We start from the raw sequence: 23,283 nt of genomic DNA, 5'->3' as shown, positions 1-23,283 counted from the left end.
TGCAAAAAATCGGCAGCGGGTTAAAATTGGTCTGGACAAGATCACTGCCAGAAGGCTATAACCCGCTCCGCACTTGATCGATACACCAAATGGTCACGTGTTACCATCTTACGATGGGCGCATAGCTCAGTTGGTAGAGCAGCTGACTCTTAATCAGCGGGTCCTGGGTTCGAGTCCCCGTGCGCCCACCAATCAAACCCCTGAAAACGTTCGCGTTTTCCGGGGTTTTGTTTTTTCCGGATTTGATGTTTTACACTACTGCCTGATGATCGCATCATTCATGCACAGCGGTAGAAACAATCTCCTATCACCCCCATTGATGGTTCATAAAAATATGGACTCAACCAATAGGCGCGTTCTATTTATCGGGAGCAAAGCCTGTCCGGGCTTATAAAAAAGGGGATTCCGAGAAATGCGTAAGATGTCCAGGATCGTTCGCCATGTGGCTGCGGCAGCCCTGCTTGTCGGCCTTGCCGCTTGTGGTGGTCCGTCTGAAAGTGATGTTGAAAACGCCATCAGAACCGTTCTTGACCAACAGAACGCCGCGCTGGGCAAACTGGCAAAGACCGAGCTTTCCAATGTTGAAATCGGCGATATCAAGTCGGTTGGCGATGACCTTTATGAAGCCGATGTCAGCGCTGATGTCACGACAACCATGCTGGGCGTTAAAAACACCCGCCATGTTGATGAAGTCGTCCGCATCCGGGAAATCAATGACAAATGGGTCGCTGTGAATTCGTAAAATTCACGGCGGGCAACTTGGCCCTGCATCACAGCCTGTCATTCGTACTTCAAGCCCCACAAACCCCGAACATGCCCGTTCGGGGTTTGTCTGTTTCGGCATCAAGGCCCAGCGCCATTTGCAAAACAAAAGGGGCAAGTCGATGCCTGCCCCAATGACGTATTACAAGCTGCTTTTTTTTGCGTTATTCCGCCTTATCGGCACGCGCGCGGATTTCGGCAAAAGTCCAGTCCCGCAGCAATTTACCATTGCAGAAAACCGGTTCCAGCAGGGTGTTTTCACCGGCTTCGTCTTCCGAAACGGTTTGATAGACACCATCACGCAGAACAAGCCCCAAACGCCCGCGTTTACTAAGTTTGCCATGATCCGTGACCGGGTCTTTGTAGACATCGATCCAGTTGCCGCCAACCTTGGCGGCCGAGCATTTCATGGCGAATTTCAGGGTATCGCGGTTAAGCTGCTGAAGCAGGCCACCGCCCATGCCAAAGGCAATATTATCCGCTGCCCAGCCCTGATCGGCGAGGTTTTTCAAAATCGCACCGATAGTATCAATATTAATGCCATCACCCTGGATAACCCGAACACAGGGGGCCAGCACCCTGTAGCCTTTGGCATTGGTGCTATAGCCAAATTTTTCGCCCAGACGAATAACGCAATCCACCGGGACCGTCGCGGGGTCGCCTGAATCCGGGCGCACAACAATGGTCGCCCCGCTATCAATCACTTCCTGGCGCAGTTCCTCGCCCCAGATATGATCAACCGCATGATACAGGTCATAGCTGTCAGAAACGACCGCCACCAGCTTCCCTGCCCCGCCAAACTGGCGGATCATATTGCGATAGGCATCAGCCTCGTGGTCACGCCCCCAGGATGTCATGGTTGAATGTTCGGCCGCAGGAATGGAAAAACCGGCCATTTCCTCGCCGTAATATTTGCGCGCGGCCAGAACACCGCTAACCGTATCGGTGCCCATGAAATTAACCAGATGGGCAACACCGCCAATGGCGGCACTTTCCAGGCTGGAAACACCGCGTGCGCCAAAATCATGCAGCTTGAATGCGATCTGCCCAACATCATCCGATGTCTGATCCAGATATTTGGCGATCACCTGTTTGCACTGCCACGAATTGGTGGCAACCGTTGTCGGATACCAGACCGCACGCAACAAAGCCGTTTCCAGCGCCGATGTCAGCCAGAAACATTTGGGGTCAGTGTTAATCACGCTAAGCATGACATTCCCGGTCGGGATGATGCTGCCTTCGGGCACCGCGCAAATCTTTACCGGCAAATATCCCTGATGCGCATCAAGGATATGTTGCCAGCCTTCCCGGTAAAAGGGCTCGCCATGCGCCTGCCAGAAGCTTTCGGCGTCATCGATCATCGCCTGGGTAATGGGTTTGATCAGATATTCTTTCAGAAACATCTGCAAACCAAAAAACACCGCACGATCCCACTTGCCACCCCGGCTTTCGATATAGCTGTAAATATGGGTGGTTTCTGGCGGGTATTGATAGGGATGGCTGGCTTTGTAGCTATCCACATTTAGCAGGATATTGCACAGCGGATCCGTCGTTACGGCGGCAGATAGGGCGATCGAAGTCATGGCCTAGCCTCTTTGCTGCGAAACGCAGTCTTAAAACCGATATGCACACAAATGATATTGCGTTGCAAAACCACCACCGTTTTGAACCATGCCAGCCCATTTCGCAAACATGAACTGCCCCATACCGGCAATTAAGCCATGTATGGGGTAATAATGCGCTCGCCTTGAAAAACAGAAAGATTGGCAAAAGATTACGGGTTTATTCGCCAGCCAGCGGGAAATTCGCAGGTGGGTCCCCAAGCTCCCAGCGATTACGGCCTTTTTCCTTGGCGGCATAAAGGGCTTTGTCGGCAAGGGAATAAAGCTGGTCAATAATGCTTTCGACTTCGCGCGCCTGGCGCAGAAGCCCTTCAATGCCATCGCCATCGCCCATATCAAGGTCCGACTTCACCGGCAGGCAGGCAATACCAAGGCTGGCGGTATAATGAATGGTGGTGCCATTCGCATTGATCACGTCTTCGGAAATCGCCTTGCGCAAACGTTCGGCAACGGTGGAAAGGCCGTTTTCATCTTCATCACTGATCAGAACGGCAAATTCTTCACCGCCAACCCGGGCAGGAAGGTCCGTTTCGCGCAGCACACGGCCAAACACCGCAGCCAGCGATTTAAGCACCATATCCCCCGTCTGATGCCCATAGGTATCATTCAGGGTTTTGAAATGATCAAGATCGAGGATGATGATCCCCACCCGCGTCCCGCGCCGTTTCCAAACGGCAATAGCATTTTTCAACCGGCCCATCAGGGCACGGCGGTTGGCCAGGCCGGTCAGCGGGTCGGTCGCGGCCAGTAATTCCAGCTTTTCAACAGCCTGGTTAAGCTCGTGGGTACGCTGTTCGACCCGCGTTTCCAGGCTGAGATTGGTTGATTTCAGTTCTTCGGTAACATTGGCAAGCTTTTCAACCTTGCTGCGGATCAGGGCGAACAGCCCGATCATGGACGATCCCAGCAACTGGATTTCATCGTCATGCCGGTAAGGCGGCGGCAAAGGCAGGGACTTTTTCGTATCCGTCGGGTTGACCTTGACCATATAGCCAATCAGTTCCAGCAACGGTTTGGTAACGATAAAATAGGTCACACCAACGGCGGCAAAGGTCATTGCCAGCGCAAACACAAACACCCCGATAAACGAAATCTCAACCCGGCCATAGAGGGCCGCAATATAGACATGCGGGGAAAATGTAATTTCAAGCTCGCCCACCGCAATACGGTCCAAAAGGTCGGTCGAGGGTGCATAAAGCGGAATATTCTGCGTTACCGTGCCGCCAAACAGGCTATCGGTCCACATGCTTTGCGGTAATGCCGACAGGTCACGGTGCTGTTCGGCCAGAACCTTGCCATCGAGCGTGATAAGACGAACCGATGCCACAGAACGCTGCACCATCGCGCTATAGGTCACGGCATTTGCCAGTTCCATATCGCGTTCCTGCACGGCCGTACCGGCAACTGCAAGCGTGGAATTGATGACACGTTCGTTGGTCTGGTCATAAACATTTAACAGGGAACGATAATCAGATATCCCCTGATAAAGCATAATCAGGATACCAAGGCACAAAGCGATCAAAAGGCCCCAGCGAAGCTGACGCGCAAAAAGCGAACTGCCAGGTCTGAGCTTACCCAAATCTTCCTTTTTCGCTGCGCCGGATGGTGCTTGCACCACTTCTTATCCTTGTTTCTTTTTCATCGGTCAGGTTTTATCGCGGCAAACAGGTGTTTCAGATCAAACTGGTAAGTCGCGCCGTCCTTTTCCCTGCCAGACAGGGAAAAAGTCGTGAAGTCCACAATATTCCAGTCGCGCTTGCCAAACTTCTCCTGAAACAGGTCTACGTTATCACGGGTAATTGCCTGCATGGGAAATGAATAATTTGGCCCCTTGCCTTGCAGATCAACCCCGTTGTGAAAGTCATTCAACATAACCATAATCCACGCCCCGGCCAGAAAGTGGCCACCATGGGTCATGGTCATTTTTCCCTCTTTCACCAATTTCAGACCTTGGGCCGACCAATTCAAGCCCCCCACCACAACATCTTTGCCTGCGACCTTGCCTGTATCCTCAATTGCGGCAATTGCACCACGTGCAATATCGTCATTTGCGGCCCAAACGGCATCCAGGCACCCTTCGGGCAGCCAGCCTGCCGTGCGTTTATAGGCCTCGTCATAGGACCAGTTGGCAACCAGCCGGCGCTTTTCATCAAGCACGGGGAAATCCGCCAATGCAAGGTCCAGCCCGGCAATGCGGTCCAGCGATGCTGGCGTGTTCCAGTCCCCGGTCAATGACAGCAGGCAAATATCGCGATCTGTTTCATCAGGATGCAGTTTTTCATCCGCCACCACCAGCGACCGGGCAATATCATAACCCGCCTTTTTATTATCGGGTGTCAGGGTGGCAATCCAGTAAGGCAGCTTTTTACCACCCGCATGGCCCAGGCGGGCCTTTTGCTCGTCCGTCAGGTCATTTAGCAGCATGAAAATCGGGATGTGGCGGGTATTGGCCTCGATGATGATGCGGCCACCCTGCTGATGCTCGTTCGAGGCGATGATGTAATCTGGCGGCGGGTCCATGGCAAAAACGCGATTGGCATTTTGCGCCATCAGGGGCCACTGGCGATCGCTGTCAAATTCGACAATTTCAAAACCGAACTGCTTTGCCGCAGCATGCATGGTTTCGCTGACGTCTTTCCAGAAGCCTTTGCTGCCAAATCCTGGGTTGATAAAGGCAACGCGCGGCATATGCGCTGTTTCAGCCAGCGCCTGTCCGCAACCAGCCGACAGAATGACCCCTGTCAGCAGCGCGCCAATTGTTCGCAGTACCATCACCCGGCTTGCCCCGCCCCTTTGATGTTCCTGTATTTCCAGGAAATTACGCCGCCCTAATAAACGGCATTCAAGGCCATAATCAATTACAGGGCCGGGGTCAAATGCGCTTAGGCCCTTCTTTAGAATAGCCCGCCATAGACCAAGCCCGGGTCCCCTATGGCATTTCCCCCATTTCACGACCTGTGGCTACATTTGGCACATACCAATATAAACCAGAATAACCTTATTTTTAGCCAATATTTTTGAATTAATCCAAACTGGGCATAACGCGCTGATACAAAATACCGTGCTCAGACAGGCGCATAGTCTGAATTGGCGGTTGCAGAAAAAAAAGCACCTCAACTTTATTTTCCCGCTCAAATCCACAACCTGACCGATATTCCTGCTGTGGTTTTTAAATTCTGCCTATATGGTTCGCGAATATTCCGGGCTTTTGCCAACATGTCTCAAAGCCCGATCCCGCCAAAATCCACGATTCACCCCTCTCCATTCGCCCGAAAGATGATCCATCCGGGCAGGTTTGAGCAGCCATACGGATAAAAGGCCTGGGGTGCTGTGCTAGATGTATTCGCGGGACATGGAAAGGGAAGGAAACATCGGGCAGGCAATGCAAACGATGGTCACACCTGATTGCCTGCCCCGCAAGATTGTCGCCTGCGCATCCTGCTGCAGGCTTGGGAGTGTTTTCACACCTGTCATATGCGGGAAAGTCAAATCCTTAACTCTGACGGCGCAGAGCCTGGATCAGTTCTTCGTTGCTCATACGCGCACGTTCTTCGATGCCGCGTACCTTCGCCAGATGATAAAGGTCGTCGCGATTCCATTTTTCATATCGCGGACCAGCCATTTTCGTATCGTTTGGGGACGCCGAATGACGTTTAAGGTCGCTGTAGCTTGCCATTTTTTGCTCCTTTCACTAGCAGTTGGTGTAACAAAGGCAATAACAGACCGCCTTGTGATCCCCGTGTCACAAGTCCGAAACCATGATGTGGTAACAAATCTGCAAGATTCCAACCCGCCTGCGCAAATTCATCGCAGCACAAGGCCCGCCGCGGCTTTGCCGCAGACGCAAACGGGAAACCGGCATTAAAACAGAGTTATATTTGCCCGCCCTAATGAGTGCGCAGCGCCCTGATCAGTTGGTCCTTGGTCATATCCGAGCGGCCATCAATGCCAACCTTTCTGGCCTGCGCATACAAATCATCGCGGGTCCATTCTTCGTAAGGCGGGTGTTTGCCACCCTTTTTGCTGGCTTGCGTACCGGCATTGGCAATACGGGCTGCCTTTTCCTTGCTGGCACCCTCGTCTCGCAGGCGTTGATAGGTTTCATCATCCTTTATCGACGGCCCATGATCCTTAACCAAGATTGCCTCCGTCAATTGTTACGATACCAGTTTAACGAATATGCGGCGTGACTGTTCCATGACAGGCGGGCAACCCTACGCTGTTTGCGCGCGCCCTACGTATAATTTGCCGGTCCCGCAAGGTGCTAAAACCAAAATAGGATGTGCGTCATTTTCGGAAAATTGATAGCGTCCTTGGCGACTTAGCCTATTTGCGTTCCATCGCCACAGACCGATAACAGGAAATCCACGATGCCCCTGCATTTTGAACGCAGCGAACTGGCACAACGCCGGGCTGCAACCATTGCCAAACTGGAAGACGCCGGCCTTGATGGCCTTTTGATGTTCCGCCAGGAAAGCATGTTTTACCTGACCGGCTATGACACGTTTGGATATGTATTTTTCCAGTGCCTGTATCTGGGCACCGATGGCCGTGTCGCCCTGATCACCCGCGCCCCTGATTTGCGTCAGGCCCGCCATACATCCGATATCGAGGATATCCGCATCTGGGTAGATGGGCCCGACGTTAACCCGGCCCTGCAATTGCGCGATATGCTGGCCGAATTTGGTGTGGCCAACAAAAAGCTGGGCGTTGAATATGATGCCTATGGCCTGACCGCCGCCAATGGCAAAAAGCTGGAATCAGCCCTGGATGGCTTTTGCACATTAAGCGATGCATCACGCCTGGTTTCCGAACTGCGCGTGGTGAAAAGCCCGGCTGAACTGGCCTATATCCGTCGTGCGGGCGAACTGGCCGACGATGCCTGGGACGCCGCCCTTGATACCGTTCATGCCGGTGCATTTGAAGGCGACGTTCTTGCTGCCATGCAGGGCGCAATTTTTGCCGGTGGCGGCGATTATCCCGGCAATGAATTTATCATCGGCGCCGGGCGTGATGCCCTGTTGTGCCGGTATTTTTCCGGCCGCAAACATCTGGCGGAAACTGACCAGATCACGCTGGAATGGGCCGGTGCCTATCGCCACTATCATGCGGCAATGATGCGCACCATCCCGGTTGGAGCCGCAAATGCCCGCCATGTTGAAATGCACAAGGTCGCCTGCGAGGCGATGGATGCCTGCCGCACCGCCCTGAAACCGGGCGAACCGATTGGCAATGTGTTTGATGCCTATGCCCGCGTTTGCGATGCAAATGGCATGAATGCGCATCGCCTTAATGCCTGTGGTTATTCCATGGGAACAACCTTTGCCCCGAACTGGATGGACTGGCCCATGTTCTATCATGCCAATCCGGTCATCGCCGAACCGGGCATGGTATTTTTCCTGCATATGATTTTGATGGACAGCGAAAGTGGCTTTGCCATGTGCCCCGGCCATTCCGTGATTGTGACGGAAACCGGCAATGACGCCGTATCGCGCCACGCGCTTGACCTGATCACGCGCTAAACACACACCGATCTTTGCCCGGCGGCAATGCGCTATCGCCTGCCGCCGGGATCGTTCTTTCTGGCATCACATCACGGTGTTACTGACGCGGCCGATCACTCAAAATCGGTGACATTGCACTGGTTACCCTGCGCAATATGGCGTCCGCTTGGCATTTGCGCGACCAGCACTTCCTGGCATTTCGCCGAAATCGCAACATTGCCGGGGCTGTTTTTATCGAAATATTCCAGCTCTGCCTCGCCCAATGGATGTTCAAGGCGCATTGCGATCATGATGGGGCGGCTTTCAAGGTCGGTTGTTTCCATCACCACCGCCGTTTCCTTCATGCCGGTATCGGGGTTGGACAAATTGGCAAGCTGGCCCTTTTTACCGGTAATTTCGACATTCTGTTTGGTATCAAGGATTTGCACCTGCTTGCGTGCAGGCTGCGATGCGCCATCAGCCGGGCCGGATGTTTTGGACGGGGCATCGGCCAATGCCGACCCGCATAACAGTGCCGTTGCCGGAATGGCCCAAAGGATCAATTTGGAAAGAACGCGTTTCATGTGTCTTTTCTCCTGTGTCGCCCCTCAATCCCCCTCACCTAACACGGGAAAAACTTTGCAATCAACCTTGCGATAATTGAACAAAACCGCCGCTAATTTGCCCGAAAAACCGGGCTTTTACCCACACCGTGCTGTGACGCGGCTGGTTTTAACCTGCCGTATCCTCCAGCAACTTTTGCATGGTTTGCTGTAAAACACCGTTCAAATCCTCGATCAGAACCAGCGTCTGATCCAGCGGTCCGTCAAAATATTCCAGCTCGCGCGCCTTGCGTGAAATCCTGTCAGCCGCAAGGTTGGCTGCCATGCCCTTCAGGGAATGGGCCGCACGGCGAAACGCGACGGCATCATTATCGGCAACGGCATTGGTCATACGTTCGCGTTCCTCGCGAAAGGCATCAGGCAGCATGCGCACCAGTGTCGTCATCTGCTCATTACCCAATGCATCCAGCATTTCCTGCAGGCGCACCTCGTTAACCAGCGGGGTTTCAAACTCGCTTACACTGCTTTCAACGGCGGCTTGCGGCGGTGCTGCGGGCTTATCCGTGGTTTGGGCCGCGCCATCAGCCGTTATGGCCTGTTGCTGTGCCTGTTCGCTTCCGGCTGCCTTTGTGGATTTTGCGGATGTGTTGGCTGTTGTTTTTGCACTGTCATCACGGCCGCTCTGGCTGGAAAAACGCCGTTTCAGCTTTGCACCAATGCCCTGACGCACCCGCAAAGGCCGCTGGTCACCCGTTTTTTCCCGCGCAATTTCGGGTTTCGCACCATTGGCATTCACTTCTTCGGCTGATGATGCGACGGGTGTTGCCTGTGCAAGCGGCGCAGTAGGATCAACAGGTGCCGGGCGATCCTTTGGCGCAACGGCACTGGCAGCAACAGTGCCGTTCGCAACGTTGCGCTGCACCTCTTTACGATCTGCCACTTGTGCCACTTGTGCCATTTGTGCCGCTTCTGCCGCTTCTGCCACATCTGCCGGTTTGCGCTGCATGGTGCGGATTGCATGTTGTTGGGCGGGGGCTGGCAGGTCCTGTTTTTTGGGGGATGCAACATCAATCGCATTATCGGCCCAGCGTGCGGCACGGGCGTTTTCGCCCATCACATCGCCATTTTCCAGGGCCAGGTCGGCCTTGGGCATGCCCGCTGTTCTGATTTCGGCCAGTGTTTGCCAGGGGATATCGGCCAGACGCACCGGGTTGGTTTCAATCGCATCGGATGCAGGTGAAAATCCCATGCCCGATGGATCAACCATATCGCCCCTGCCCCGCAAATGATGGATCAGGCTGGCATGCAGGCGGCGTTCCTCGACCGGTTTGGTTAAAACCTCGTCCATGCCCGCAGCCAGAAAATCACGTTGCCGGTCGGCAAAGGCGTCGGCAGTAACACCAATAATGGGAATGCGCCCGCCGCTGGCTTCGCGTTCAATTTCCCGGATATGGCGGGTTGCCCCCTCGCCATCAAGAACCGGCATATGCGCATCCATCAGGATGGCGTCATATTCATCATTCTGAAAGGCCTGCACGGCCAGGCGCCCATTACCAACGATATCAACCTTCAACCCCATCCGTTCCAGAAAGGATGCCATCACATTGGCGTTGATTTCGTTATCCTCGACCACCAGCACCTTTTTATCGGCAAGGATGCTCAGCGCATTTTCTTCGCGCTGGGCCAGGCTGTTTTCGGGCTGGTTTACCTCGACACTGCGCACATCAAACGGCAGCCAGCAATCAAACCGGGTTCCCTGACCGGGCACGCTATGCAGGCCAATATGCCCGCCCATCATCGTGATCAGGTTTTGCGAAATCGACAGGCCCAGCCCCGTTCCGCCAAACTGGCGCATGGTCGAATTATCGCCCTGGGTAAAGGCCTGGAAAATGCGTGCCTGGCGTTCCGGCGCAATGCCGATGCCGGTATCGCTAACAGAAAAACGGTAAACCTCGTTCGGGCGGCTGCCCGGTATGCGCCCGCCTGCGCGGCTGGGGTCATGTTCGACCACAAGCTGCACGGATCCCTTGCGGGTAAACTTCACCGCATTTGACAAAAGGTTCCACAAAACCTGGCGAAACCGCACTTCGTCGCCAATAAAGATGCGATTACGCAGGATTTTATCATCCCATACCAGTTTCAGGTTCTTTTCCTGGGTCAGGGCCAAAATCGCATTGGATAAATCACATGTCACGTCATAGGGGCGAAAGGGCCGTGCTTCAACGTCGGCATGGCCGGCTTCGATCTTGCTCATATCCAGGATATCGTTCAGCAGGGTCATCAAGGCCCGGCCGGACGATAAAATGGCATCCACCCGTTCACGCTGAACCTGGTTCAGGCTGGTCTGGCGCAATAATTGCGCCATGCCCAGAACCCCGTTTAATGGCGTGCGGATTTCGTGGCTCATGGTTGCCAAAAATGCACTTTTGGCCGAACTGGATTGCGATGCACTGCGATAAAGATCGCGCAGGGCTGCCACCATCGCCACCAGCACACAGCCATAACTAAACAGCCGCGATGGCATTAAAAATTCGGCTGTTATGGCGCGCCCGGCATCATCAAACAGCACAAACGCCATATGGTGATATAGCGAATTTAACAAAAACACGGTGAACAGCACTTCAAAGGCAGTTGGCCGACGCACCACCCGCATCAGATAGCCCGACAGAACCATCACCGCCAAAACGGTGCTGACCAAAAGCGGCAGCATCATCATATGCGCAAAAATATGGGAAATATCGTAGGCAAAGGTCGTGGAAAACAGCGACAGCGCCAGTTGCACGGCAATCGCACAAATCAGAATAACCGGGATCGCCACCCAAAGCTGGTCATTACGGCAGGTATTATCGCGCGCATTGGCCCGCAAAACACTGATCAGGAAAAAGACATTGGCGACAACGCGGCTAAACAGGGAAAACCACGAAACATCCGATAACAATGCCCATAACCAGCCCGGCTGCAAATGCGGTAAAATAACCGGCGCGGCAAGGCCAACCCCATCCCCCACCGATAATGAAACCATCCCCAGCGCAACATATAAAAGCTGGCGTCGCCGGGTCGTGTCGTAAATGACAAGGCCAATGGCCACCGAAAACAGCGCCATGAATTCAACCACAAAGGCGATGGCAAAGGACAGTTCCCTGTCCAGTGACCCGATCAGAAGGGGAACAGTCGAATAGACACCAGCGATAAAAGCAAACGCCACCACACAAATGGCCGTCAATCGAAGCATCTATCCCCCAGTTCCCAATCACGTCACACTGTTTTTATCCGGCGGAAATGCCGTTTTTCTGCCGGTTCCGTCATTTTTGCCTGTCTGTGGCGAAAACCCCGGTCAGCCCTTCAATATCGCCTGGCACCAGGCCAGGGTTTCGTCATCCATATTTTGCATATGCCGGTATTTTTCAAACTGCCCGGCAATCAGCAAAAGCCGTTCGTCAAAGGATGGCGGTGTCTCAAGATCCAGAAGCGGGTCGCCCAACGGGTCAAATGCCGCATTCTGAAATTCAAGCGAAAGACTGATCCGCGGGGAAGATGCGTGCCGCGATGCCCGGCTGCCCCAGTGATACACGTCCTGACGCCAGCCCATAACCGCCCCCGGCCCGGCTGGCAATGCCCTTACATCCTGTAACACAACGTCCTGAGGTTTAGTAACAGGGGAATCATACCACCTCTCGAAACTGCGCGGCAATACATACATACAGCCATTCTCGGGTGTTGCATCCGAAAGCGGCACCCACAGCGACAGGCTGATCAGCATGTCATCGCCAATCGCACTTTCGCCCTGATAATCCCGGTGTGGTGGCCAGCCCCGGCCCCCGTCGCGCGGGTCCACATGCCAGGCCCAGAAATGCGGTAACAGGGCAATCTTTTCGCCCAGAAAATGGGTCAAAAGCGGGCGCAGGGCGCTAAAAACCTGCCAGGCTTCGTCATACAGGTAAATCATTGCCGGCGGCAGGCCACTGGCAATAAGCTGTTCTATCGCTGCGCGCAAGCGGGCCAGAAGTTCCGCTGGCAAAATATCATGTAACAGGAAATAGCCTTCGTCCCAAAACCGGTCGGAAAGGGCCGAAAAATCCGTTGTCGCAAACAGGTCCGTAGCCGCATTTGCTGCATCCGTATTTGCATCTGCCAATTGAGGAGACGAAGCACTCACCCCGCATATTTGCAAACCGGGATTTAACCCACGCCAGAAATCGGCGTTTTTGGCCTGTTCAACCGTCATCATATGCGAAAATCCTGTATTGCTGCCGCCTTCGTAACCACTGGTACCGGCACTGACACGGCCACGCACATTACCAGCAAACACCAAGGCCCCGAACCGCGGCGGACGATATGGCTGATTGGGGGATGGCGCAAGCCCTGCCCGCGCATATCATCCGTTCAGATATGCCGTCTATGCCCGTCATTCTTCACCATTTTCCCGCACGCCACTTGCCAGCTTTGCCAAGGCGCGCTAGGCAATAACCCCCACCAACCGCCAAAGGACGGAGCAGCCGATAAAATGAAGGATGACCTTTTCCATCATGGTGGCGCGATCGATCTGGCGGCAAAACGTTATGGCATCGCCCTTGATCAATGGCTGGACCTTTCGACCGGCATTAATCCCCTGCCCTACGACATTGGCGATATCCCCGTTGAATATTGGCAAAGGCTGCCACTTGCGCGCGATCTGGAACAGGTTCTCGGCGCTGCCGAACAATATTACGGCATTCCGGTTTCCGGGCATATTGTCTGCGCGCCCGGGACACAGGCGCTGATTCAGCTTTTGCCCTTTGTGCTGGCGGCAAAAACGCCGATCAAAAAGGTTGCGGTTTTGGGCCCCACTTACGGCGAACATGCCCCGGCCTGGCAGCGTGCTGGCATGACCACCACCGAAATCCAGACAACCCCACAAACCCGCCAGCACCTGATTGCGCACCCGCAAATGGTGCCGACCAATGCGAATGCCGATGCCAAAACATCCCTTGAGACTTCAGGCTGGCAAAGTCCGCATGATAACCCTGCATTGGCAGCGGTGATTGATGACCACGATGTTTTCGTCATTGTGAACCCCAACAACCCCGATGGCGGTGTGACGGATGCCCAAACCCTGCGCAATTTTGCCAATCACCTGCAGGATCGCGGCAAATACCTGATCCTTGACGAAGCCTTTGCCGATACCTGCCCGGAAAACACCCTGTGCGGGCACATTGCCGAACTGGAAAACACCGTTATTTTACGGTCCTTCGGTAAATTCTTTGGGCTGGCAGGGATGCGTGTTGGGTTTGCTGTCGGGGCACCTGCCCTGATTGCCGATCTGGCCGACAGGCTTGGACCCTGGTCGGTCCCCGGCCCGGCCCTGCATATTGCAACACAGGCACTGGCCGACAAAAACTGGCAGCAGCAAACCCGCGAAAATTTGCACCACCAGGCAAACTGGCTGGATGAACAGGTGCTTCGCGCCACGGGTACGGGTGCCAAACTGCTTGGCGGTACGGACCTGTTACGCCTTTATGCCGGGCCCAGCCTGCCTGCTTTGCAACAACATCTGGCGCAACGCGGCATTTGGGTACGCGGCTTTGTCCATGCGCCAAACTGGTTACGTTTTGGCCTGCCCGGCACGCAGGCAAATATGGACCGTCTTGCAACGGCGCTGGCTGATTTTCAAATGTTGGGCTGATAGCGCCCAGACGGTCCCGGCACCACAAAGCAGAACAACGCCAGCCCCAAAAGCCCGCCGATGCAAGCAAAGCCTAACCGATTTCTTCCCAGGACTGCTTTTTGCGATAGATGGTTGATGGGCTGACCCCCAGTGCCTCGGCTGCGCGGGGGATGGAGCCATCACAGCGATCAATGGCGTCTTCAATCGCGTCTTTTTCCACCATCCATAACGGCCGAATGGCTTCGATACCGCGGCCCGCACCGTTATTTTTATCGCGGGCACGCGCCGGCCTTGCGGCAAAAATGCCCAAACCGGCCCCACTTGGAGGCTGCTGCATCTGCTTGCCCGATAAAAAGGCCAGCGCTTCGGGGTCATCCATCCACAACCGGTCCCCATCGGCCATATCAACCGACACAACCGGGTGCGGCGGCGGTGCCTCGATCGAGCCATTAACCAGCGACCCTTCAAGGCCAAAATTGCTGACCGGGCGTGGCACCATCGACATCACCACTTCCGGCCCGTTATTCAGCACCACAATATTACGGATGATATTTTGTAACTGACGAATATTGCCCGGCCAGGAATAACGCGAAAACAGGTCCGCAACATCGGGCGAAAACCGTTTGAAATCGCGGCCTTCTTCGCTGGAAAACCGTTGCAGGTAAAAATTCGCGATCTGCAAAACGTCATGCCCGCGATCGCGCAAAGGCGGCATATGCAGCGGAATTACATGCAGGCGATAATATAAATCCTCGCGAAAACGCCCGGCGCGCACTTCTTCCAGCGGGTCGCGGTTGGTCGCACAGACAAAACGCACATCAACTGTTTCAAGCGAACTGCCACCCACCTTTTGAAAGGTGCCCGTCTGGATAAATCGCAACAGCTTGGTTTGCAGCTCCAGATCCATTTCGCAGATTTCATCAAGAAACAGGGTGCCATTGGCCGCCCGGTGCGCGGCCCCTTCGCGGTCCACCACCGCACCGGTAAAGGCCCCTTTGACGTGACCGAAAATTTCGCTTTCCATCAAATCCTTGGGGATCGCACCACAGTTTAGCGGAATAAACGGCGCATTGGCCCGCTCGCTTCGGCGGTGAATGGCCTCTGCGGCCAGTTCCTTGCCCGTGCCGCTTTCACCGGTAATAAAAACCGTGGCCCGGCTGGGGGCGGCAGAATCAATGATGCGGTAAATACCGCGCATCGTGTCGGACGCGCCAATAAAATCAAAATATTTGCGGGCTTCCTCGCCGTTTATGCCGTCGCCAAAAACAGCCCGGCGCGGGTTTTCATCCCCGCCATCATTCACGCCCGGTTCTGCCCGGTTTTTTGCGCCATCACGCTGGTTTTTCAGGGCATCCAGCACGGTGAATCGCAACTTTTCCGCCGTAAAGGGCTTTAACAAAAAGTCATAGGCACCATCGCGCATTGCCTCAACCGCAACATTAACCGACCCGTGCGCCGTAATCACAATGATCTGGGTATGGGGGGAAACATCATGCGCCATGCGCAACACATCGCGCCCATCCATGTCGGGCAACAGCAAATCAAGGATCGCCACATCAAAGCTGTTCTGCCGCAAAAGGTTGATGGCATCACGCCCGGTGCCAACATGTTCAATCCTGTGCCCGTCAACGCGCAAATAATCCTGATAAACCCGTGCCAGTGACAGGGTATCTTCAACAATCAGAATGCGGGCATTGGGGGCTGCCATGCTGGTGACTACATCCTTGAGTGGCGACGCGCGCAACGACAATATCAAACGCCAGGATCACGGGGGAAGTTTTTAGCGCAAACAGTCTTAAAAATCATATATCTGGATATTATCTTTTCTGGCAGTCTAGGGCTTTGGGTTGCTGCGATGTGTGCACAAAACTTCATATGACCGAATATAGGCGAAGACAGAAATTTCGGCTAAAATATAACCCGGCAATTGAAAGATTTTCGAAATATTTTTGTGGCGGCACGTCCGATCAGGAGGAAGACAGCGTGAATTATAAGACGCAGCAGAACGACACCACCATTACGACCGAAATGACCGGCCGCTTTACATTTAGCGATCACGCGGTTTTTCGCAAACTGATCGATGAACTTTCGGCGCAATCCTCCGCGACCCAGGTGTTTGATCTTTCCGGCATTGAATTTATTGATTCCGCCGGTTTGGGCATGTTGTTGCTTGCACGCGATGAAGGCGAAAAGAACCGCGCCACCGTTATCCTGCGCGGTGCCAAAGGCCAGGTGAAACGGATGCTGGAAGTCGCCCGTTTCGATACGCTTTTCCAGATGGAAGACTAAGCAATGTCTGCCAATACCGCCCTGCCGACTTCAGCACCGATGACCCATCGCGTCGCCGTTGCCGGCAATGCCAGCCTTGAAACCGCCAAGCGCATCACCTTCGGCCCCGATCTTTTCATCCCCGAAGATGTATCCGACACCCGTTTCGTTCATGGCACCGGTATTGAAGATTTCCCGCGCGAAACACGGTTTCAGGCCTGTTTTTTGCCCAATCTTGTGACACCCGACTGGCTTGGCGCCCTGCCCCGGCTTAATTGCAATTATTTCATCGAGGCCTTTGACGGGCTTGATCTGGGCGATTTAAGCCCGCTGCGCCGCCCGTTTCCCGGCCCGCAATGGGACCTTCTGGCCTGTCTTTCCACCCAAAGCGCCTATCACCTGCCCATTGCCCGCAAATTTGTTACCGCCTTGCGCCGGCGCGGTGTCCTGCATGACAAAATTGCCCCCACCCTTGAAATCGCGGTGCAGGAGGCTTTTTCCAATTCGCTGTTACACGGCAATATGGAAATTGACACCACCGGCCATCTATCAATGGAAAAGTTCAACGCCCTCGAACAAACCACCCGCGAACGTCTGGCCGATCCCACCTTTGGCAATCGCGCGATTATTCTGGCAGCGCGCCAGCTTGAAACCGGCGGGGTTGAAATTTTCATCCATGATCAGGGGCGCGGCTTTACCCCGCCGCAACATACCGATCTGCGCGCCATGCCAGGCAGTGATTCCACCTTTGGCCGTGGCTTGTCCCTTATCAAAACCCTGTGCCACGACCTGCAATTTGAACGCGGCGGCCGCACCATCCGCATGCGTTTTTCCGGTGTTTCGGCCAATGCCGAACCCACAATGGGCAGCGCAGATAACCTGCACAGCACATCAAGCATCCTGTCCCCGCCACCGATAACGGCATCAACCGGCAGCCAAACCCAGCATGTGGCAACACCCACCCCGGCAAATATGCAAACCAACATATCAGCCGGAGCCAGCCAGCGGCCACGCCCCTCGGCAACGGGTGTATCAACCAGGCCCTTTGCCGGTGAAAACACCGATCTGTCCGAACTGCATCAGGCACGCATCCTGATTGCCGATGACACCATGATTTCGCGTGAAATTGTCGCGTCCTATTTACGCGCTGATGGTTTCACCAACCTTATTTTCGCACGTGATGGCAATGATGCCATCGAACAGGTACGCCAAAAACAGCCCGATCTGATCATTCTCGACATCATCATGCCTGGCATGGATGGTTATGGTGTGTGCAAGGAAATCCGCGCTGATCCCGAATTTTTCGATATCCCCATCATCGCGCAAACAGCGCTGGAGGAAAATGAAGGCCGCACCCGCATCTTCCAGGATGGCGCGACGGACCTGATCTTAAAACCTCTCAATAAATCGGAATTGCTGGCGCGTGTGCGCATCCATCTGGAACATCGCATTCTGGTCAAACAGTTGCGTGCCTATCGCGACAGAACCCAGTCTGAACTGGTGCTGGCGCACGATATGCAGGCCATGCTGGTTCCCCGCCCGGATTATTACCGTACTGTGGGCCGCGATTATGGCCTGTCGATCAGCGCAACCTTCCAGATGTCATCGGAACTGGGCGGCGATATCTGGGGCCTTGCCCCGCTTGATAAGGACAGACTGGCGATTTATCTGGTCGATTTCGCCGGGCATGGCATTGGCGCGGCCCTTAATACCTTCCGTCTTCATTCACTGATGTGGTCGGAAGATGAAGACCTTCACGATCCCGGCAGCTATCTTGAATCGCTAAATGTGCAGCTAAAACGCCTGCTGCCGGTCGGGCAATATGCCACCATGCTGTATGGTATTATCGACCGCAAAAAGGCGCTGTTTCAATATGCCTGTGCCGCTTCAACATCACCGATTATCGGCAAAAATAACGGCCAGGATTTTGAATTTCTCAACGGGTCGGGTGTGCCTCTGGGCATTACCAACGATGCCCGTTATGAAACCCGCGAAACCCCCTTTTGCGATGACTGTTTCCTGATGCTTTATAGCGACGCGCTGATCGAAACGCCGCTAAACGATGGCAACATGCTGGAACCCGAACGCCTGCGCGATGTGTTGCACAATATCATGATCCGTCCCGGTGGCAGCGGCGATCTGGCATCGCAGGTGACCGATTATTTCTATGACCACACCCCGCGCGAACTTAACGACGATTTCACGCTGATCACACTGCAACCCCAAACGGTACAGGGGCGATAACAGGCTGCATTTGCTAACGGGGCCAGGATCGTTCGGTATGGTCGCCCCAACAGCTTTGCGACCACATCGCTGAAACGATCGCCAATTTACGGGCGGGTGGCCGGATGGGTTGGCTCGCACCAATACCAGGCCTGTGCCGGGCCATTGTGCCGTTTCACTTCAATCTGGCTGGCGGCCTGTTCCTGCCAAACCATGACACCACCGGAAATAACCGGCTTCTTTGCCACCATGCTGCCCATCGCCATTGGCGCGGCGAGTGAGGGCAAGGTTTTAACATCATCGTGACGTGCCGTTTTATCCGCCCCGGCTGCAAAAGCATGCAGGATATTGGCAAGGCCGCGGCGCGCCCCCGCATGGCCGGGTTCATCGGCCAAAACCTGTGCCAGTTGGTCCAGCGCACGGCGCAAATGCAGGCTGTTACACAAAAGGTCGGCCAGAATAACCCGCAAATCGCGCATTTCAGGGCGCAAGCTGATGGCAATTTCCAGATGCGCCACTGCCTGATCACGATTACCTTTTAACAGATAGGTCCGCACCAGCCCCAGATGCGTGGCATCGTCCAGATCATCGGCCAGAAGCGCACGTCCGAAACATTCCAGCGCCAGATCCACCAAACCCATATCCAGAAGGCCATGCCCCATCACCCGCAAGCGGGCAGGAATATCAGGTAAATCATCGATCATTTGACGCAGGCGCGAACGCGTTTCAGGCGCCAGGTCCATGACCTGCCCGTTTCGCGACAATGCGGTGTGAAATACCGGCTGCGGTTGCGCCATTTGCCAAGCACCCTGCGTGCACATAAAGTTGGGTGATGGTAGCGACTCGGCAGGAATCAGGCAACGATGAAAAATTTTACGAGTCGCTTCAATGACTTACGGCACCCGAAAACATCCGATGCAGCCCGAAAGCAAAACGACGCGGGAAATCAGGCCCACTTAAACCGGCATGATTAAAATTTACTTTTAAATTCAATAAATTACCAACAACCACCAGATCAACACACCATCGACGGGCAAATGATGTGAAATACGGTGTCACATACTCCGTAATACCCGTGCCAAGCCGATGGGGCGTCGTGATCAATTCCTAGTCATCCCCCGGCCCGAACCGATGCAGCGAGCACTGACACCAGCGGATCAAACGAGAATTTTGCAGCCGGGCGGGCAAACAGATAACCCTGGGCATAACGCGCGCCAAAATGGCGCAGCACATCGCACTGTTCGGCAGTTTCAACGCCTTCCACCACGCAATCAATGCCAAAGTTTTCGCACATGTCGAAAACGGTTTTAACAATGCTTTGGCTGCGCGGGTTGGTCACAATCGGGGTGATAAAACTGCGATCGATTTTAAGACAGTCGATATCAAGTTCATGGATATAGCGCAGGCTGGAAAAACCGATCCCGAAATCATCAAGCGCAACACGCGCACCACATTGGCGCAGCCGGTCAATATGGTGACGGGCGGCGTCAAAATCGCGCAAAATGGCGGTTTCGGTGACTTCAAAGGTAATGCGTTTTGGCGCAATACCCGATTGTTCGATCCGCGCAATCAGCCAGTTCATCATGTCTGAAATGGCCAGGTCATGCGCAGAAAGGTTAAATGAAAAACCGATATGTTCGGGCCAGGTTGCGACCTCGGCCAACAGGCGGTTAAACAGGGTTCGGGTCAAATCATTAACCCGGCCAGTTTTTTCCGCCATGGGGAAAAACACATCAGGCGGAACAAATCCCAGTTCCGGGTTGTTCCAGCGCGCCAAGGCCTCGACCGAATAAATATCGCCGGTGGCAAGGTTATAAACCGGCTGAAAAACCAGCGATAATTCCGTTTCCAGATCAGCCTGGCGCAAGCCCTGTTCGATCCGGGATTCCTGGCGAATGATGGTTTCATGGCGCGCGGCAAACAAAACGGCCGTGCCCCGGTCATTGCGCTTGGCATGATAAAGGGCAAAATCAGCCCGTTCAAACAGGCCAATGGCACTGCGCGCCGCGGCTGGGAATGTTGCAATACCCACCGTTGCCGAAAGTTGCACCGACCCACCGGCACAATCAAACGGGCGATGCAGGCTGACACAAATTTGCGAAGACAGCTTTTCCAGCGTGGCTTCGTTTTCGTAATCATCGAGGATGACACCAAATTCATCGCCGCCAAGACGGGCGACATAGCCCCCTGCCCCTAGGGCCTCGCATATGCGTTTACCGGCACTGATCAAAATTTCATCGCCAACCAGATGGCCATGCACATCATTAACCGGCTTGAAACCATCCAGATCAATCAGGAACACCGCAAATTTGCCATCCCCGGCCTTATGGTCCTTTAGGGCCATGCATTTTTCGGCATCGGCAATTTTCGCATTGAGGAAATTGAAATAATCACGGCGATTGGCAAGGCCGGTCAGGGCATCACAATGGGCCAGTTTTTCGTTTTGCTGGCTTAATTCCAGGGTCTGGCGATGCTGTTCTTCCAGCACGATCCGCGACTGCAACAATGCGGAAAAGGACGAATAGTAATTGCGGATGAAATAAATGATCACGGCAAGAACCGTCGCCATATTCAGCGATATCGCCACATAAATCGCCGACCCGTTAAAGGCAAAAAAGCCGACATAGGTGCCCAGCACAACGATCACAACCGACATTGCCGCCGCAGGAAACTGAAACAGGCAAAAGATACAGCCAACTGCCGTGATCGAGGCAAAATACGCCACATGCCCCCGGTGCAAATCATCACCGTAATAATAAAGCGCCAGGCCCCACAGGGTGAACATGATACTGACAACAACCGACATGATGCGAATGCGCTGCAGCACGCCAATAATCGCATCAGGGTCATCAAGCACCGCCTTCGCCCGGATCCAGCTTACCGAACGCATCAGGCAGACAATCGACAGGAATGCAGGAAAAACAACCGTTAGAAAAAACGGCGCCTGCCCATAATGGGTATAACTAAGGGCAATGGAATTGGTCACCAGCAGCAGATACATCATGGGTATCTGCCGCGTCAGGCCCTTTACCTGCGCGCGCAAAAGTTCCGGGCGGTCGCGGTGCAGCCGGAACAGATCAACAAAGCTTGCAAACTGCTTCGTCAGTTGCACAAATTGGCTCTCAGTCAGGTGGCAGTAAACCCGACCCGAAAAATGGTCGGCCTGCCTGTTTCCCCTAAATCGACCTGTCGATATCCCGAACGCAGCCGACGCTTGCATCAAAATATTGGATATATTCGCAAATATAAAGATTACAGGGGGCCACGGCAAAGAATTATCCAATAGGAGAAGAATATTACCCTATCTGCATAGGAAACCTCGCCTGTCAGACAGGATTTCACCGCCCACAGGCAACTTTCCAGCCCCTTGGGGAACGGTTGACCAGCGCAGTCCTCAAAGACTCAGGAAAACCCATTAAGGCAGCAACAGGGATACCAGCGACAGGTTTATGCTCCGGCCCCGGCAGACTTTGACTTGGTTTTGGCTTTAACCTTCACCCCGCCCTTCGCCCCATCCTTGGTTTGCCCGGCGCGCTTTTTGGGTTTTGGTTTTTTATTCAGTGCGGCACGCAAACCAGCATCCAGGGCAATGCGGGCATAAGGCAGGATGTCGTCCTCATCCTCCAGCCATTCGCCGGGAATTTCATAATAGGAAATGCAAACACCATCCGGCCCGTGCGGATAAAACATATCAAGCTGCCGGTCTTCAAAGGCCGCGCGGCATTCATCATCGGCCTTTAAAAACAGCACATCATGCGCCACCAGCCCGAAAACAGTGCCATCACAATATACACCCCAGCCGCCAAACATGCGCCGGGCGGTGATATGCCCCAATGGCGCAAACAGGTCGGTCAGCATGGCGACAAATTCATTCCGGGCCTTTGCCCGCAGGGCCATTTCCATCACGGATATCCATATTATTCAGTGGCAATGCATTTTGCACGAAAGGGGCGGTTAAAACGGCAACTAACGCGCCTCTACCCCAACCCTAACGGCCCAGACCATTTAAAACCTCGCCCTCGACCCCTTCGGAAATAAGGTAATCGCGCAATGACCGCCCCGGTGTGGGCCGGTAACGTTCGCCCAGCACATCCATCGATACAATCCGGTCCGCACGAAAAACGCGAAAGGCATTACGCAATTCGCACCAGCCCGCCAGCAACCAGACAGACCCGAAAAACAGCATCCCCAGCGGCCATACCCGGCGCTGCGTCTGTGCGCCTTTCACATCGGTATAATCCATATTGATGATGTTGCGTTCACGAATGGCCCGGCGCAAAACCGGCATTGAAACAGCAATCGGTTCCTGCGGGATATCGGCAACGGCAATGGGAATGCCACCAATCAGGCCGCGCAGGCGTTCTGGCACCACCGCCTCGATTTTCGATAAGGCATCACTGGCCGCGCGCGCCATTTGCGGGTCAGTCCAGCTTTGCACCATGCGCGCCCCCACCACCAGCGCCTCGATCTCTTCGGCATCAAACATCAATGGCGGCAGGTCATACCCATCGCGCAGGATATAGCCAACACCGGCTTCGCCTTCCACCGGCACACCAGATGCCGCCAGGTCGCGAATGTCGCGATAGATCGTCCGTTCGGAAACTTCCAGTTCCTCGGCCAGTTCACGCGCCCGGCTCAGTTTGCGTCGTCGCAAAATCTGCACAAGGCGAAACAGTCTGTCAGCACGTCTCATATCGCTTTTCCGGTTCTTTTCAATT

Annotated in this window: 19 protein-coding genes and 1 tRNA gene; 6 read left to right on the top strand and 14 right to left on the bottom strand. The window is 54.4% G+C overall.

Annotated elements, in window-relative coordinates:
• Nucleotides 1-115 precede the first annotated feature (115 nt).
• Both CSC3H3_RS05265 and CSC3H3_RS05260 read left to right on the top strand, forming a co-directional pair.
• Nucleotides 116-191 (top strand) — tRNA-Lys (locus CSC3H3_RS05265).
• 221 nt (nucleotides 192-412) lie between these two features.
• Nucleotides 413-742 carry a hypothetical protein gene (locus tag CSC3H3_RS05260; RefSeq protein ID WP_101264107.1) on the top strand — a complete coding sequence of 110 codons (330 nt, stop codon included), beginning with the start codon at nucleotides 413-415 and terminating at the stop codon, nucleotides 740-742.
• Nucleotides 743-926: 184 nt separating this feature from the next.
• On the opposite strand, the gene CSC3H3_RS05255 is transcribed toward CSC3H3_RS05260, so the two are convergent.
• The 5 genes from CSC3H3_RS05255 to CSC3H3_RS05235 form a co-directional block, all read right to left on the bottom strand.
• Nucleotides 927-2,345 (bottom strand): nicotinate phosphoribosyltransferase, encoded by a 1,419-nt coding sequence (locus CSC3H3_RS05255; RefSeq protein WP_101284186.1) that lies wholly within the window; start codon nucleotides 2,343-2,345, stop codon nucleotides 927-929.
• Between the two features lie 199 nt (nucleotides 2,346-2,544).
• Nucleotides 2,545-3,999: a sensor domain-containing diguanylate cyclase gene (locus CSC3H3_RS05250; protein WP_157831839.1), complete on the bottom strand. Its 1,455-nt coding sequence runs from the start codon at nucleotides 3,997-3,999 to the stop codon at nucleotides 2,545-2,547.
• Between the two features lie 23 nt (nucleotides 4,000-4,022).
• Nucleotides 4,023-5,156: an ABC transporter substrate-binding protein gene (locus CSC3H3_RS05245; protein WP_101284183.1), complete on the bottom strand. Its 1,134-nt coding sequence runs from the start codon at nucleotides 5,154-5,156 to the stop codon at nucleotides 4,023-4,025.
• Nucleotides 5,157-5,877: 721 nt separating this feature from the next.
• Nucleotides 5,878-6,060, bottom strand: a complete 183-nt coding sequence (locus CSC3H3_RS05240; RefSeq protein WP_101264103.1) for a hypothetical protein — start codon at nucleotides 6,058-6,060, stop codon at nucleotides 5,878-5,880.
• Between the two features lie 211 nt (nucleotides 6,061-6,271).
• Nucleotides 6,272-6,523 carry a DUF7218 family protein gene (locus CSC3H3_RS05235; RefSeq protein ID WP_101264102.1) on the bottom strand — a complete coding sequence of 84 codons (252 nt, stop codon included), beginning with the start codon at nucleotides 6,521-6,523 and terminating at the stop codon, nucleotides 6,272-6,274.
• Nucleotides 6,524-6,754: 231 nt separating this feature from the next.
• Here CSC3H3_RS05235 and CSC3H3_RS05230 point away from each other — a divergent pair, with 231 nt between their 5' ends.
• Nucleotides 6,755-7,906, top strand: coding sequence for a M24 family metallopeptidase (locus tag CSC3H3_RS05230; RefSeq protein ID WP_101284181.1), 1,152 nt, complete (start codon nucleotides 6,755-6,757; stop codon nucleotides 7,904-7,906).
• A gap of 95 nt (nucleotides 7,907-8,001) precedes the next feature.
• On the opposite strand, the gene CSC3H3_RS05225 is transcribed toward CSC3H3_RS05230, so the two are convergent.
• The 3 genes from CSC3H3_RS05225 to CSC3H3_RS05215 form a co-directional block, all read right to left on the bottom strand.
• Nucleotides 8,002-8,451, bottom strand: coding sequence for a hypothetical protein (locus tag CSC3H3_RS05225; RefSeq protein ID WP_101284179.1), 450 nt, complete (start codon nucleotides 8,449-8,451; stop codon nucleotides 8,002-8,004).
• A gap of 148 nt (nucleotides 8,452-8,599) precedes the next feature.
• Nucleotides 8,600-11,662 carry an ATP-binding protein gene (locus CSC3H3_RS05220; protein WP_101284177.1) on the bottom strand — a complete coding sequence of 1,021 codons (3,063 nt, stop codon included), beginning with the start codon at nucleotides 11,660-11,662 and terminating at the stop codon, nucleotides 8,600-8,602.
• 102 nt (nucleotides 11,663-11,764) lie between these two features.
• A complete protein-coding gene (locus tag CSC3H3_RS05215) occupies nucleotides 11,765-12,739 on the bottom strand; it encodes a phytanoyl-CoA dioxygenase family protein (protein ID WP_245881285.1) in 975 nt (324 codons plus the stop codon).
• A gap of 195 nt (nucleotides 12,740-12,934) precedes the next feature.
• Between CSC3H3_RS05215 and cobD the strand changes: the two genes are divergently transcribed.
• Nucleotides 12,935-14,092 (top strand): threonine-phosphate decarboxylase CobD, encoded by a 1,158-nt coding sequence (gene cobD / locus CSC3H3_RS05210; protein WP_157831838.1) that lies wholly within the window; start codon nucleotides 12,935-12,937, stop codon nucleotides 14,090-14,092.
• A 73-nt stretch (nucleotides 14,093-14,165) separates the two neighbouring features.
• On the opposite strand, the gene CSC3H3_RS05205 is transcribed toward cobD, so the two are convergent.
• A complete protein-coding gene (locus CSC3H3_RS05205; RefSeq protein ID WP_101284174.1) occupies nucleotides 14,166-15,782 on the bottom strand; it encodes a sigma-54-dependent transcriptional regulator in 1,617 nt (538 codons plus the stop codon).
• 275 nt (nucleotides 15,783-16,057) lie between these two features.
• Here CSC3H3_RS05205 and CSC3H3_RS05200 point away from each other — a divergent pair, with 275 nt between their 5' ends.
• Together CSC3H3_RS05200 and CSC3H3_RS24970 are read left to right on the top strand one after the other, a co-directional pair.
• Complete coding sequence (locus CSC3H3_RS05200; protein WP_215907562.1) at nucleotides 16,058-16,363, top strand: STAS domain-containing protein; 306 nt, start codon at nucleotides 16,058-16,060, stop codon at nucleotides 16,361-16,363.
• Between the two features lie 3 nt (nucleotides 16,364-16,366).
• Nucleotides 16,367-18,586: a SpoIIE family protein phosphatase gene (locus tag CSC3H3_RS24970; protein ID WP_245881284.1), complete on the top strand. Its 2,220-nt coding sequence runs from the start codon at nucleotides 16,367-16,369 to the stop codon at nucleotides 18,584-18,586.
• A gap of 86 nt (nucleotides 18,587-18,672) precedes the next feature.
• Here the strand turns inward: CSC3H3_RS24970 and CSC3H3_RS05190 are convergent, their stop codons facing one another.
• The 5 genes from CSC3H3_RS05190 to CSC3H3_RS05175 form a co-directional block, all read right to left on the bottom strand.
• Nucleotides 18,673-19,362 carry a tetratricopeptide repeat protein gene (locus CSC3H3_RS05190; protein ID WP_101284170.1) on the bottom strand — a complete coding sequence of 230 codons (690 nt, stop codon included), beginning with the start codon at nucleotides 19,360-19,362 and terminating at the stop codon, nucleotides 18,673-18,675.
• 88 nt (nucleotides 19,363-19,450) lie between these two features.
• The gene (locus CSC3H3_RS24355) at nucleotides 19,451-19,669 is read right to left on the bottom strand and encodes a hypothetical protein (RefSeq protein ID WP_157831837.1); all 219 of its coding nucleotides are present in this window, start codon (nucleotides 19,667-19,669) and stop codon (nucleotides 19,451-19,453) included.
• Nucleotides 19,670-19,676: 7 nt separating this feature from the next.
• A complete protein-coding gene (locus CSC3H3_RS05185) occupies nucleotides 19,677-21,677 on the bottom strand; it encodes a putative bifunctional diguanylate cyclase/phosphodiesterase (RefSeq protein WP_245881283.1) in 2,001 nt (666 codons plus the stop codon).
• A gap of 335 nt (nucleotides 21,678-22,012) precedes the next feature.
• Complete coding sequence (locus tag CSC3H3_RS05180; protein WP_101284168.1) at nucleotides 22,013-22,468, bottom strand: TfoX/Sxy family protein; 456 nt, start codon at nucleotides 22,466-22,468, stop codon at nucleotides 22,013-22,015.
• Between the two features lie 85 nt (nucleotides 22,469-22,553).
• Entirely contained in the window at nucleotides 22,554-23,258 is a 705-nt protein-coding gene (locus CSC3H3_RS05175) for a helix-turn-helix transcriptional regulator (RefSeq protein ID WP_101264093.1), read from the bottom strand.
• Between the last annotated feature and the right edge of the window lie 25 nt (nucleotides 23,259-23,283).

It is taken from the genome of Thalassospira marina, from assembly GCF_002844375.1.
Taxonomy (GTDB): Bacteria; Pseudomonadota; Alphaproteobacteria; order Rhodospirillales; family Thalassospiraceae; genus Thalassospira; species Thalassospira marina.
The sequence above is the reverse complement of the archived record's forward strand: the minus strand, read 5'-3'. Positions and strand labels throughout refer to the sequence as shown.